Source organism: Reyranella sp. GW821-FHT12G01, assembly GCF_058806575.1.
The window spans coordinates 120,646-133,792 of sequence record NZ_JBXAPV010000002.1; the positions used below are offsets into that span (position 1 = coordinate 120,646).

General features: G+C 66.3%; 13 protein-coding genes. 7 read left to right on the forward strand and 6 right to left on the reverse strand.

What is annotated here, in order from left to right:
• The first annotated feature begins 131 nt into the window (after positions 1–131).
• The gene (locus AC1RP5_RS20095; RefSeq protein ID WP_493113638.1) at positions 132–938 is read left to right on the forward strand and encodes a transglutaminase-like domain-containing protein; all 807 of its coding nucleotides are present in this window, start codon (positions 132–134) and stop codon (positions 936–938) included.
• A 5-nt stretch (positions 939–943) separates the two neighbouring features.
• Here AC1RP5_RS20095 and AC1RP5_RS20100 read toward each other — a convergent pair whose 3' ends face one another.
• Positions 944–1,510, reverse strand: coding sequence for a cysteine hydrolase family protein (locus AC1RP5_RS20100; protein ID WP_493113639.1), 567 nt, complete (start codon positions 1,508–1,510; stop codon positions 944–946).
• Positions 1,511–1,652: 142 nt separating this feature from the next.
• On the opposite strand from AC1RP5_RS20100, the gene AC1RP5_RS20105 reads away from it, so the two are divergent.
• On the forward strand, positions 1,653–2,609 hold the full coding sequence (locus AC1RP5_RS20105) for a hypothetical protein (RefSeq protein ID WP_493113641.1): 957 nt from the start codon (positions 1,653–1,655) through the stop codon (positions 2,607–2,609).
• A 41-nt stretch (positions 2,610–2,650) separates the two neighbouring features.
• Positions 2,651–3,223: an OsmC family protein gene (locus tag AC1RP5_RS20110; protein ID WP_493113642.1), complete on the forward strand. Its 573-nt coding sequence runs from the start codon at positions 2,651–2,653 to the stop codon at positions 3,221–3,223.
• 12 nt (positions 3,224–3,235) lie between these two features.
• Here the strand turns inward: AC1RP5_RS20110 and AC1RP5_RS20115 are convergent, their stop codons facing one another.
• Positions 3,236–4,810, reverse strand: coding sequence for a bifunctional AfsR/SARP family transcriptional regulator/alpha/beta hydrolase (locus tag AC1RP5_RS20115; protein WP_493113644.1), 1,575 nt, complete (start codon positions 4,808–4,810; stop codon positions 3,236–3,238).
• Positions 4,811–4,954: 144 nt separating this feature from the next.
• Between AC1RP5_RS20115 and AC1RP5_RS20120 the strand changes: the two genes are divergently transcribed.
• The gene (locus AC1RP5_RS20120) at positions 4,955–6,061 is read left to right on the forward strand and encodes an LLM class flavin-dependent oxidoreductase (RefSeq protein WP_493113645.1); all 1,107 of its coding nucleotides are present in this window, start codon (positions 4,955–4,957) and stop codon (positions 6,059–6,061) included.
• A gap of 19 nt (positions 6,062–6,080) precedes the next feature.
• Here the strand turns inward: AC1RP5_RS20120 and AC1RP5_RS20125 are convergent, their stop codons facing one another.
• Positions 6,081–6,812 (reverse strand): tellurite resistance TerB family protein, encoded by a 732-nt coding sequence (locus tag AC1RP5_RS20125; protein ID WP_493113647.1) that lies wholly within the window; start codon positions 6,810–6,812, stop codon positions 6,081–6,083.
• 67 nt (positions 6,813–6,879) lie between these two features.
• On the reverse strand, positions 6,880–8,049 hold the full coding sequence (locus AC1RP5_RS20130) for an MFS transporter (RefSeq protein ID WP_493113648.1): 1,170 nt from the start codon (positions 8,047–8,049) through the stop codon (positions 6,880–6,882).
• Positions 8,050–8,179: 130 nt separating this feature from the next.
• Between AC1RP5_RS20130 and AC1RP5_RS20135 the strand changes: the two genes are divergently transcribed.
• From AC1RP5_RS20135 to AC1RP5_RS20145, 3 genes are read left to right on the forward strand one after another with little or no spacing between them, the layout of a single operon-like run.
• Complete coding sequence (locus tag AC1RP5_RS20135; protein WP_493113650.1) at positions 8,180–9,205, forward strand: patatin-like phospholipase family protein; 1,026 nt, start codon at positions 8,180–8,182, stop codon at positions 9,203–9,205.
• Between the two features lie 38 nt (positions 9,206–9,243).
• Positions 9,244–10,344: a linear amide C-N hydrolase gene (locus tag AC1RP5_RS20140; RefSeq protein WP_493113651.1), complete on the forward strand. Its 1,101-nt coding sequence runs from the start codon at positions 9,244–9,246 to the stop codon at positions 10,342–10,344.
• Positions 10,345–10,348: 4 nt separating this feature from the next.
• Positions 10,349–11,254, forward strand: coding sequence for an ROK family protein (locus AC1RP5_RS20145; RefSeq protein ID WP_493113653.1), 906 nt, complete (start codon positions 10,349–10,351; stop codon positions 11,252–11,254).
• 124 nt (positions 11,255–11,378) lie between these two features.
• Here the strand turns inward: AC1RP5_RS20145 and AC1RP5_RS20150 are convergent, their stop codons facing one another.
• Entirely contained in the window at positions 11,379–12,188 is an 810-nt protein-coding gene (locus AC1RP5_RS20150; protein ID WP_493113654.1) for an EipB family protein, read from the reverse strand.
• Positions 12,182–13,096 carry an EipB family protein gene (locus tag AC1RP5_RS20155; protein ID WP_493113656.1) on the reverse strand — a complete coding sequence of 305 codons (915 nt, stop codon included), beginning with the start codon at positions 13,094–13,096 and terminating at the stop codon, positions 12,182–12,184. Before AC1RP5_RS20155 ends, AC1RP5_RS20150 begins: the two co-directional genes overlap by 7 nt.
• Between the last annotated feature and the right edge of the window lie 51 nt (positions 13,097–13,147).

Here is a 13,147-nt window from a genome sequence, read left to right on the forward strand (position 1 = left end):
AACAAGGACAAGGCGGCCCGCGGGCCGCCTTTTTCTTTGCCCTACAGCAACGGCAACTTCGGAACGGCTGTATCGTTACGGTGGCGGTCGCGCGCGATCCCGGCTCGGCACCCGCTTTGAGGAGCATCCGGATGAAGATCCGTATCGGCTACGAGATCGTCTACGACTTTCCGCAGCCAACCCCGATGATCATGACACTGGGGGCCCACCATACGCGCGCGCCGGACGTCATTGAGCCTGACTACCTGACCACCGAGCCCGCCGTCCCCGTCACGCGCTACTATGACGGTTTCGGGAACTGGTGCAGCCGCCTCGTCGCACCCGCCGGGCGCATGCGACTGCGCGGCCGCGGCATCGTGCGGGATTCAGGCCGGCCGGACGAAGTCGTCCCGTCCGCGAAGCAACATGCGATCGAGGATCTGCCGGATGACGCGATCGTCTATCTGCTCGGCAGTCGCTATTGCGAGACCGATCGCCTGTCCGAGATCGCGTGGACTCTGTTCGGCAACAGTCCGGCAGGCTGGCCGCGCGTCCAGGCAATCTGCGACTACGTCCACAATCACATCACGTTCGGCTACGAATTCGCCCGCCCCACAAAGACGGCCTGGGAGGCTTTCAACGAAGGCAACGGGGTATGCCGGGACTATGCCCATCTCGCCATCGCCTTCTGCCGCTGCATGAACATCCCGGCGCGCTATTGCACCGGATATCTAGGCGATATCGGGATACCGCCGGTCGATGCTCCGATGGATTTCGCCGGCTGGTTCGAAGCCTATCTCGGGGGCCGCTGGTACACGTTCGACCCGCGCAACAACACGCCGCGCATCGGTCGTGTCCTGATCGGCCGTGGCCGCGACGCCGCCGATGTACCGATCACCCACACGTTCGGGCCCAACACGCTAGTCAGCTTCCAGGTCTTCACGGACGAAATGTCCTGATCGCCTTACCGCGCACCAGCAAGGATCTCATCCGTTGTCGTGACTTCGGCATACTCGCCGTCCAGCAGCGCAAGCGTAAGTTGATGCACGTCCTCCGCCGGCCATAGCCTGCCGGTGAGATCGCGCTTGTCGCACGACCAGCAGGCGTCGCCCGGCAGGCGCACCTTGAAGCCGAGATTGCCGGCCACCCGCACCGTGGCCTCGACCGAGTTGGCGAGCAGGACGCCGCAGATCACCAGCGGCGGTTTCTCCCCGCCACCGCCCGCCATCGCCTGCAGGCCTGCCGCGAGTTCGGTGCCGATGAAGGCGCTGTGCACCTTCTTGGCTACCACCAGTTCGCCTGCGAGCGGCGCGGTAAGCGGCAGGAAATCGTTGCCCTCCTGCCCCGGACGGAAGGGCGACTCCGGCTTTGTGCCGTCGTGCTTCACATGGACGATCGGCGCCCCGCGACGGCGCCAGTCGGCCAGCAGACGGGCGATATTGTTCTCGGCGCCGGGATTGTTGCGGGGGCCCCACTTGGGGTGATCCATGGCCTTCTGCTGGTCGATCAGGATCAAAACGTCGTCAGCCATACATCCCCACATTTGCGCCGTGGACGCGATGGTAGGCGTCCGCCTCGTCCTTTTCCACGCTCGTTCAAACGGTCGCTCAAACGGCCTCCGACTATGTCTTCGCCCGCCCGCTCCTCCCGAGCGGATCAACAGGAGACAGACAATGGCATCCCTTGCCCTGGTCTCGCCGGCACCTTCCGACGAGGCCCATTTCCCCAGTGCCTATGCCAAATGCATCGCCGCCTCGCGGCGCGTGCGCTGGGACATCGACACCGACGTCATTCGCGGCCGCCGCTTCGATCTCATGCACAAGTACCTGCCCGACGGGCTCAGTCTGGTCGACGAGATCGCCTTCCTCGGAGCCTCCGACCGGACCTGGCTGAGCCAGATTCAGGGCCGGACCTACGCCAACATGTTCGGCCTGGTTGAGCGCTTCATCGGCGCCAAGGTCCTGGAGGTCAGCCGCGATCACTGGCTCGGCGACCAGGTCGCGCTCGAGGCGCTGGTGCGCTTCGGCGATGAGGAGCTGAAGCACCAGGAACTGTTCCGCCGCATCGAGCTCATGGCCGGCGAGGCCATGCCGGAAGGCTACAGCTTTCCGTGGGATGCCAATGACGTCGCCCGTGCCGTGTTGGCCAGGAGCAGCTGGGCGGTGATGGCACTGACGCTGCACATCGAGCTGTTCACGCAATCCCACTATCGCGAGAGCGTAGCGCCGGACGACGGTCTGTCACCGCTGTTCAAGGACATCCTGCTGTACCATTGGCGCGAAGAGAGCCAGCACGCGGTGCTCGACGAGCTCGAATGGCGCCGGATCGATGGTGTCTGTGGCGATGCCGCGCGCGATACCGCCGTCGACGAGTTCATCGCCCTGGTCGGCGCGGTCGACGGCATCCTGCAGGCCCAAGCCAAAGCCGATGCCGGCTACTTCGCCGGGACCGCGACGATCCGGCTGGACGCCTCCCAGTGTGCCGCGGTCGAGGCTTCGGTTCTGAAGGCCTATCGCTGGCAATACATCCTGTCGGGCGCTCAGCACCGCCATTTCCTGAAGGTGCTGGGCGAACTCGTCACCGACGCCCAGGGCGGCCGGATCATGGCCGCCCTTGCCTCGCTCACCTGATCCATCCTTCTCGCCCAAACAATCCCGAAAGAGAAATGACCATGACCACCCAGACCATGACGAAGCCGGCCACCGACGTGAACGGCATTCCGGTGCAGGACGTGACCGCCCTGATCGGAGCCGTGCAGGCCGATCCCGCCAGGGGAATGACCAGCTGGCGCGTGTCCAGCGCCTGGCGCGGCGGCACGAAGAGCCATGCCATCGTCGACGGCTTCGCGATCGGCGGCGCCACCGTGAAGCGCCGCTTTGCTCTCGATGTCGACGAGCCGCATGAACTCGGAGGCACCGACACCGCCGCCAATCCGCAGGAGTACCTGCTGGCCGCCCTCAACGCCTGCATGACGGTGGGCTTCACCGCGCTTTGCGCCCTGAACGGCATCACGCTGGAGAAGCTAGAGATCGTTACCGAAGGCGAGATCGACCTCCGTGGCTTCTTCGGCCTCGATGCCGGCGTGTCGCCCGGCTACGATTCCCTGCGGACGACCTTCCGCGTGAAGGGTTCGGCCAGCGAGGCCAGGTTCCGCGAGATCTTTGCCGCCATGCTTTCGACCTCGCCCAACGTGCACAACATCACGCGGCCGATCGCCCTGGAGCCGACGCTGTTCGTCGACTGACGGCGTGACTGCTCAGGACATGAGAAAGCGGCCCAGCTCTTCGAAGAAGCGCTGGGCCGCCGGTTCGCCTTCGAGGAAGAGATGGTTCTGGCCCGGCAGTGGCACGAACTGCGCGCCCGGAATCCCGGCTGCCATCCGCCGTCCCTGCTCGATCGACGTGACCGCGTCGCCGCGCGTGTGCATGACCAGCGTGGGGACGCGCACCTGGGCCAGCAAGGGTCGTACGTCGAGATGCGCCGTTGCTTCGAGGTAGCGTGCCGCGCTCTCCGGCGAGGCGGTCCTTCGCTGCAGCTCGTTGAAGATCTCCGCCTGCTCCTGGGTCGCGCCCGGGATGAAGGTCGTGGTGAAGAGCTGGCGGAACGCCGGATTGGATTGGCCCCAGCCCAGCCGCACCAGCGTCGACATCGCCTTGCGCGTCTCGATCTCGTTCGCATCCTCGTTGCGCGCGTAGGCGCCGGCGGCTTGGCCTGAATAGAGCACGAGATGACTGACCCGCTCGGGATGACGGACGGCATAGGCGATCGAGATCGCGCAGCCCTGCGATACGCCCAGCAGCGGAAAACGCTCCAGGCCCGCCGCGTCGATCACCGCCTCGAGATCGCTGAGCCAGGCTTCGAGCGAGAGTTCGCCGACGTCCCAATCCGACAGGCCATTGCCGCGCGCGTCGTAGCGCAGCACCGTATGCTCACGCGCCAGGCCGCGCAGAAGGTGACTCCAGATCGGCGTCTCCCAATCGTATTCCAGATGGTTCAGCCAGTTCGCCGCCTTCACCAGCGGCGGCCCCTTGCCCACCGTGGCATAGGCGATGCGGACGCCGCCCATCGCCCGGCAGAACCTGATTTCCTGATGAAGCGCGGGTCCGGTTCGGTCGGTCGCCGTCGCGGTCTTCTGCAGCGCGCGATGCAGCACATGCGTGGCGCCACCGACTTCCGCCAGCATCCCCAGCGCGGCGGCATGTTGCGCGTGCGCCTCGTCGTGCCGGCCCAGTTCGACCAGCAGTCCGACCAGCCGGGCCCAGGCCGCTTCGCTGTCCGGGTCGAGCCCGACGCGCGCCCGCACGAACGGCAGCGCGCGCTCGGGCGTGGCCGCCAGCCGATCGGCCAGCGTGTCGAGGATCTGACGCTGCAGGCTGCGCGCCTCCTCGCGCGCATTGACCAGCCAGGCGTGGAACGCCGGGCAATCTGACATATCGAGATCGGCGCAGAGCGGCCCGGCAAACAGAGCCGCCGCGCCAGTCAGCGCTTCCGTCGATGCAGCATCGATCCCCTTTGCGACCGTTGTCCGTACCGCGGCGAGATCGACCGACAGGACGGCCATGTCGAGCCCGACAGTCGCGCGATCGGCCCGCAGCAGCGCGTCACCTTCCTCGCCGGCGAGCGCGCGCAGCTTGCTGAGGCTCCAGCGCAGGGCGCCACGCGGATCGTCGGGTACATCCCACAGGAGTTCGCACAGATGCTCGCGCCGCTGCGGCCGGCCAGTCGCCGCCAGATAAGCCAGGAGCGCGCGTGTCTTGCGCGATTTCGGCAGCGCGATGTCGTGGCCGTCGCGTGCGAGCGCGACACTGCCCATGAGCCGGATCGCGATCATGTCATGCCGACGGCAGCGGTGCCCGGTTGTGCCGCCTCAGGCCATCGCACCACACCAACACTGTCCGGCGAGACATGCACCGATCTCCCTTGCGCTCCTGCCCGGATGGTAGTCGACTTTCTCGAAACAAAGCAGGAGGAAACGATGCAGTTCGGTTATTTCACCATGCCGTCTCATCCCCCCGAGCGGTCGTTGAAGGACGGCCACGAATGGGATCTCCAGGTGATCCGCTGGCTCGACGAGCTGGGTTTCACCGAAGCCTGGATCGGCGAGCATCACACCGCACCCTGGGAGCCTCACCCCTCGCCCGACCTGCTGGTCGCGCAGGCGCTGATGCAGACCAAGAACATCCGTCTCGGCCCCGGCGGCTTCCTGCTGCCGTATCACCATCCGGCCGAGCTCGCGAACCGGGTCGCCATGCTCGATCACATCTCGGGCGGGCGCCTGAACTTCGGCGTCGCCGCCTCGGGCCTGCCGAGCGACTGGGCGATGTTCAACGTCGACGGCATGTCAGGAACCAACCGCGAGATGACGCGCGAGGCGCTCGACATCATCCTGAAGCTGTGGTCGTCGACCGAACCCTTCGACTACAAGGGCAAGTACTGGCACGTCACCAAGCCCGACACGATGTTCGGCTTCTTGAAGCCGCACATCAAGCCGCTACAGGCCCCGCACCCGCCGATCGGCGTTGCCGGCCTCTCCAAGGGCTCCGACACGCTGAAGCTCGCCGGCGAGAAGGGCTACATTCCCATGAGCCTCAATCTTAATCCGGCCTATGTGAAGAGCCACTGGGAGTCGGTGGAGATGGGCGCGGCCAAGTCGGGCCGCACGCCCGATCGCGGCCAGTGGCGCATGGTGCGCGAGGTCTTCGTGGCGGACACCGACGAAGAGGCGATGCGCCTTTCCGTCGGCTCGCACATGGGCCGCATGATGCGGGAATACTTCCTGCCCCTGCTCGCCCAGTTCGGCTTCTTCGAATACCTGAAGCACGATCCGAGCGCGGCCGATTCCGACGTGACGCCGGAATACTGCGCCAAGCACAACTGGATCGTCGGCTCGCCGAAGACGGTCGTCGAGAAGATCGAGAAGATCTACGACGAGGTCGGCGGCTTCGGGCAGCTCCTGGTCTTCGGCTTCGACTATGTCGAGAACCCGAAGGCCTGGCGCCATTCGCTCGAGCTTCTGTCGAAGGAGGTGATGCCGAAGGTGCAGCACCTCAAGCCGAAGATGGCGCGGATGGCGGCGGAGTAACTCCGCCGCTTCCCCCGGGCTAGGCCGCGATCGGCACGCTCTTGCCGGTCGCGGAGGCGACGCTGCCGTGCAGATGCGCCACCAGCGCGTCGTCGAGCTTCAGCCGCGCGGCCAGCATCGCGAGGTAGCCGCGTTCGGCGGCGTTATCGACATCGATCGCCAGCAACGAGGCGGCATAGATCTCGGTCGCTTCCTCCGGCGTCGCGGCCGCGCCTGCCACCGCGTCGACGTCGAGCTTGGCGCGCAGCTCGTCCATCACGAAGGCCTTGTCGTCGGCACCGAACGGCAGCTTATCCATCTCGGCGAAGATGCGCGCCTGCTCCTGGGCATCGATATGGCCGTCGGCCTTGGCCGCGGCGATCATGGCGCGCAGCAGATGGCGCGCCAGCGTCTGCTGGCCGGCCTCGGTCGAAGGATTGAACGGCGTGCCGCTGGGCGCCGGCAGCATCGGGACGGGAGCCTGTGGCACCTGATGGGGCGCCTGCGTCGCCGGCGCGGCCTGCTTCCCCGCCTGCCAGTCGTTGTAGGCCTTGTAGGCAAGCGCTCCGACCGCAGCCATGCCGCCCAGCTTCAGCGCCTCGCCGCCGATCTTGCGCCCGGTCTTGCTGCCGAGCAGCAGCGCCGCCAGGCCGCCCGCCAGCGCGCCGCCGCCGGCCCCGCTCAGGAACCCGCCGCCGCCCCGCTGATTGCCGCCTTGGCCGTCGCCCTGGCCTCCCATGAACTGCTCCAACAACCGCTTTGCATCCAACATGACGCCTCCGCTTCTTTGGTCAAAAGACGCGGTTCAGTTGATGTGCAATTGTGGCAAAAGCTGGCGTTCAGGCTCTTTTCGACAGAAATGCCGCGGCGGCAAATCCCAGCGCCGCGATGAGCATGATCGCAGCCAGTCCCCACAGGACCGGCGTGTAGCCGCCGAAATATCCCCATGCCAGCGAGGCCATCAGCGGCCCCGCGGCGCGCATGACATTGGTGGGCATGGTGAGCGCGCCGGAGACGACGCCATAGCCTTCCGGACCGATGAACTCAGGGACTGCCATGCCACGCAGGATGGTAACAAGGCCGTTGGCCACGCCGTAGACGATGGCGAACAGGATCAGCGGATAGACGTCGGTGATGCCGGTCGCGAGGAAGGCCATCGAGAGCGGAAACGCGAAGTAGATGATCGCGCCGAGCTGGATGGTGGTGATGTGGCGCTGCCCGACCAACAGGAGCACGCGGCCCACGACCTGCATCGGACCGATCAGCGCGATGATCGCCATGATCACCCCCATCTGTACGCCGCGATCGTCGAGCAGCGGGATGAGATGAAAGCTCATCGCCGAGAAGGCGAGCCCGTACCCCGCGAAGGCAACCACGAGTCCCCAGAACGCCGGCACCCGGATCGCGGTGGCGAGCGGACTCCTCTTCGCGACGCCTTCCTCGGCCGGTTTCGGCGCGGCGATCGGCACCGGCTTCTCCGCCGGGCCCGGCACGATAAGCCAGTGCATGACGGCGACGGCCAGGATGATCGCGGCCATCACGTCGAGCGCCGGCCGCCATCCGATCTGCTCGATCAGGTATTGCGCGAGAGGAATGCCGAAGGTGCTGGCCAATCCACCGAGAAAGGTCATCAGCAGGATCGCCTGCTTGTAACGCGGACCGTAGACGCGCGTGATCACCGCAAAGGCGGGCTCGTAGAGCGTCACGGCCTGGCAGGCACCGAGCCCGATCCACAGCGCATAGAACACCGGCAGCGAATCGACCCTCGACCACAGGAAGAGAAGTGCCGCCGCCAGCACTGAGCCCCCTGTCATCAGCAGGCGGCCATGACCGCGATCGATCCACGCACCGACGGCAATCGAGCAGAGACCGGCCGTGAGGAGCCCCGCCGAGAGAGCGCCGAACATCGCGCTTCGCGTCCAGCCGAGTTCCTGCGTCATCGGCACGACGAACAGCGGGAACGTGTAGTAGACGATGCCCCAGGTCACGAGCTGACCCAGCGAAAGCATCCAGAGGATTGTCGACGGGCGCTTTCGCCACGGTCCCGTTGCTCCCTCCTTCGCCATAATGCCGCCGGCTCCGCCCGTTTCTTTTACAGAACGATGACCCTAACGCTGCATTGACCGCGAGGATAGACGCATGACCGACACCAAGCGCATCAACCTCGCTCTGCAGGGTGGCGGCAGCCATGGCGCCTATACCTGGGGCGTGCTCGATGCGCTGATCGAGGACGGGCGGCTCGAGTTCGAAGCGGTGAGCGGCACCAGCGCCGGCGCGATGAACGCCGCCATCTTCCTGCAGGGCTGGGCCAAGGGTGGCCCTGCCGGCGCGCGCGCATCACTGGCGGCTTTCTGGGGCGACCTCGGACAAATGTCGATCGCCAGCCCGATCCAGCGCACGCCGCTCGACCGCCTGCAGGGCAACTGGAATCTCGACGATTCGCCCGGCGCGCTGTGGGCGGACCTGATCCAGCGCACGCTCACGCCGTGGCAGCGCAATCCGTTGAAGTTCGATCCGTTGCGCGATCTCCTGACCAAGCATTTCGACCAGGACGCCGTCCGCGCCTGCCACCAGATCAAGGCCTTCATCGCGGCGACCAACGTTGCCACCGGCAAGGTGCGCATCTTCACGCGCGAGGAATTGTCGATCGACGCGCTGCTGGCCTCGGCCTGCCTTCCCAGCATCCACGAGGCCGTGGTGATCGACGGCGAGCCCTACTGGGACGGCGGCTTCCGCGGCAACCCGCCGATCTGGCCGTTCATCTACAACAGCGAGAGCGCCGACGTGGTGATCATCGAGGTCGATCCGCCGGGCCGCGAGGCCGTGCCGCGCTCCAATGCAGAGATCGCCGACCGCCTGAACGAGATCACCTTCGGCGGCGCACTGATGGCAGAGATGCGCGCCGTCGCCTTCGTGCAGGAACTGATCGACAATGGCGCCCTCACCGGCGAATTCGCCAAGCGCCTCAGGAAGCTGCTGATCCACTCGATCAGCGATCCCGCGACGCTGGCGCCGCTCGGCGCCGTCAGCAAGTTCAACGTCGAGCCGGCGTTTCTCGACCACCTGTTCAAGGCGGGCCGCGCTTCCGCAACCCAATGGCTGGCTTCCACGTTCGACAGAGTCGGAAAGGAGAACAGCGTCGACATCCACGCACGTTTCCTGTGAGATTGCCGCATGACAAAACAATAACAGGAGGGAACATCATGACGCGGCAGCGCTCCAGATTGACGGCTCTAGCGCTTTCGGCGGTCCTCCTGTCGGGATCGGCGCTCGCCTGCACGCGCACCCTCTACGTCGGCACCAACGACGTCGTTCTCACCGGCCGCAACATGGACTGGCAGGAGGACATGTTCTCCAACCTGTGGTCCTTCCCTGCCGGCCTCAAGCGCAATGGCGCCGCCGGTCCGCAATCGATCGAATGGACAGCCAAATACGGTAGCGTCGTCACCTCGGGTTACGAGGTCGGCAGCACCGACGGCATGAACGAAAAAGGCCTCGTCGCCAACATGCTCTACCTGGCGGAGTCCGACTATGGCAGCCCGGTCGAAGGCAAGCCCAATCTCTCCATCGCCGCCTGGCCTCAGTTCGTGCTCGACAACTATGCAACCGTTGCCGAAGCCGTGGCAGGCCTCCGGCCCGGGCCGTTCAACCTGCTGGCGCCCGCCCTGCCGGACGGTTCACCGGCGGCACTGCATCTCGCGATCTCGGATTCGTCCGGCGACTCGGCGATCTTCGAATATGTCGGCGGCCGGCTCGTGATCCATCACGGGAAGCAATACACCGTGATGACGAACTCGCCTGTCTACGACCAGCAGCTCGCGCTTGAAGACTACTGGAAGGGCATCGGCGGCACGACCTTCCTGCCCGGCACCTCGCGTGCCGCCGACCGCTTCGTGCGCGCCTCGTTCCTGCTGGGCGCGTTACCCCGCAAGCTCGACAAGCACTACATCAAGAGCGTGCCGAACGAGTCCTACGATTTCCAGGCGGTAGCCGGCGTGATGAGCGTGCAGCGCGCCGTCAGTGTGCCGCTGGGCATCGCCACGCCGAACGAGCCCAACATCTCCTCGACCATCTGGCGCTCGGTCTCGGACCAGAAGAACCTTATTTATTATTTCGACTCGGCGACGCGGCCGAACACCTTCTGGGTGTCGCTCGCCAAGCTCGATCTCAAGCCCGGCGCGCCGGTGAAGAAGCTCACCATCCAGAACGGCGAGGTCTTCTCCGGCGAGGTCTCCGGCGCCTTCAAGCCGGCGGAACCCTTCAAGTTCCTGCCGGCCAATCCCTCACAGGCAACTCCGAAGTAGGCACATGCGCATCGGCATCGATCTCGGCGGCACTAAGATCGAAGGACTCGTTCTCGGCGACGACGGCACGGAGCGCGCGCGGCTGCGCGTGCCGACGCCACAGGACAGTTACGAGGCCACGGTCGGCGCCGTGGTCGGCGTGGTGCGCGAACTCGAAGCGAAGGTCGGCGTGCGCTGCCGCATCGGCATCGGCCATCCCGGCGCCCTCTCGCCGGCGACGGGACTGGTCAAGAACGCCAACTCGACGCGCCTGAACGGCCGGCCGCTCGACGTCGACCTGAAGCACGGGCTCGGTCGCGCCGACGTGCGCCTGTCCAACGATGCCAACTGCTTCGCCGTCTCCGAAGCCTCCGACGGCGCGGGCGCCGGCGCGCAGATCGTATTCGGCGTGATCCTGGGAACCGGCGTCGGCGGCGGCATCGTCATCGACGGCAAGCCGCTGGTCGGCGCGCAGGCGATCAGCGGCGAGTGGGGCCATAACGCCCTGCCCCTGCCGCGCGACGACGAGCGCCCCGGCCCGCAATGCTATTGCGGCCGCAAGGGCTGCGTCGAAGCCTGGCTGAGCGGACCGGCCTTCCAGGGACAGTACGCGCGCGCCGCCGGCCACGAGTTGCGCGCCACCGACATCGCGGAGGCTGCCGCGAAAGGAGATGCAGTCGCGACCGAGTGCTTCGAACGCTATTGCGACCGGCTGGCACGCTCTCTCGCCAACGTCGTCAACCTGCTCGACCCGCACGTCATCGTCCTGGGCGGTGGCCTGTCGAAGATCCCGCAGCTCTACGAGCGCGTCCCCGAACTCTGGAAGGACTACATCTTCTCCGAACGCGACAAGATCGCGACCAAGCTGCGCCCGCCCGTGCACGGCGACTCCAGCGGCGTCCGCGGCGCCGCGTGGCTCTGGCCGGCCTGACGCGCGATTTTGTCATTCTGAGCGAAGCGAAGGATCTCGCGCTCGCTACGGAGTTCCCTGGTCGGCCCGTCAGGTCCTTCGCTTCGCTCGGGACGACGGCGTTCGGCAGTGAGCCTGGAAGCGCCTACTTGCTGCAGTCGGGCTTGGGGATCGGTTCGAGGCGGGTGATGCGGTATTCGATGCCGCCTTCGCCCTGTTCGTGGGTACCGTAGAGTTCGATGCCGTTGTCGAGCGTGATGCTGCTCATCTCGAAGGCGGGTTCGCCCTGGCCCTTGGCCTCGGCGTCGAAGAAGCCGGCGCGGTAGTAGATGCGCATGCGGCCGTCGACCAGCTCCTCGGCCCCTTCCGGGATCTTCACGTCGGCGAGGCGCCTCGGCACCTTGCCGATGACGGCGTTGACCTGCTGCGGCGGCTTCACCTTGTCACCGAAGAAGAACAGCGCGTCGAAGCTGTTGTCGCCGTTCTTGGCGGCGCGGATGGTGGCGCGGGCGATCGCGACCGGGAACAGCGTGCCCGCCGGCAGGGAAACGGTCTGGCCCTCCGGATCGGTGAAGCGCGCCTGGCCCGTGCCGTCGTCGGACATGACGGCCTCGCCCTTGATCAGGCTCGTCTGCTTGCCGCCCGACACGGAGCGGTGCTCGAAGCTCAGCTTCTTGCCGTCCTTGCTCTCGGTCATCTGGGTCTGCTGTTCGCTCACCACCGCCGAGCGCTGGCCGGCAGCCTCGAGGCGCAGGCGCTGATAGATGACGTAGCCGTCGCAGGTCTGCTTCAGCTCGTAGGCGTAGGTGCCCGGCGTCCCGCCCGTCGGCTTGCCGTTCTCGATCGAGCCGACTTCGTAGACGGCACGGTGCGGCGCCATCTCCTGGGCCATCGCGGGGACGGCGAAACCGGAAAGAACGACAACGGGCGCGAGCAGCAGGCGGCGATTCAGCATCTAGGCCTCGGCAGGGCTTGGAGTTGAACGAGACGGGCATCCACGGCGAACTCGCCGTAGTCGAGCAGCATCGAGCGGGCGATACCATTGCCCAGCAAGTCGAGGGCCAATTCGTACTCCGGATGGGCCCCCTGGTCACCGGTTGCGAAGAAGGCGAAGCGCACGCTCCATGCGGGTTGGTTGCGCAGGAGAGCCACGTCGCCGCGCACCACCGGCGAGCCGGTCTGCCGCGGCGGCTTGCCGATCACGGCGTTCACCTGGAAGGCGCCGTCGAGGCGGGCGCCGTCGAACACCAGGTAGGAGGCCGACTTGTCGCCGTCGCGGGCGTGACGAAGGATCAGCGCGAGATGCGTGGTCGGAAACAGCGTGCCCGCCGGCAGCTCGAAGCTGCGCGCCTCGGGCAGCGAGAAACTCGCCCGCCCCTTGCCGCCGGGCGCATCGAGGTCGGCCGTGCCGCGCAGTTCCTCCTCGACCTCGTCGTCCTGGATGTTGCGGACGCTGAAGCGCAGCGCCAGCCCGTCCTTGGTCTCGTAGCTCGTAAAGCTGGAATCGGTGGTGAATTCGTCGCCGTCGTTGCGCAGGAACTTGAGCTTGATGCGCTGCTTGACCTCCCAGCCCTCGCAGGCCTCGACGGTCTCCAGCACCATGCGCCCGCCGACCTCGACGATCCCGCTGTTGGGCCGCGCGACGGACAGCTTCATGTCGTAGGTCGCCCGGTGAGGCACCAACGGCGAATCCTGCTGCTGGGCGTCGGCGCCGTTTATCCACAGCCCCAGCAACACAAGAGCGCCGACGGCGGCGATGAGGGCCGCTGTTTGGACGCGAGGACGGCGAATACTATGCGTGGTCAACTGACGATGGCTTGAGAGGCTAGGCCTTGTAGCCGGGCTGCCAAGCGTAATATCCATGCGCGCGGAATACCAGAATGATCGCCTGCGTCAGGGCTGCACAGGGAGGAT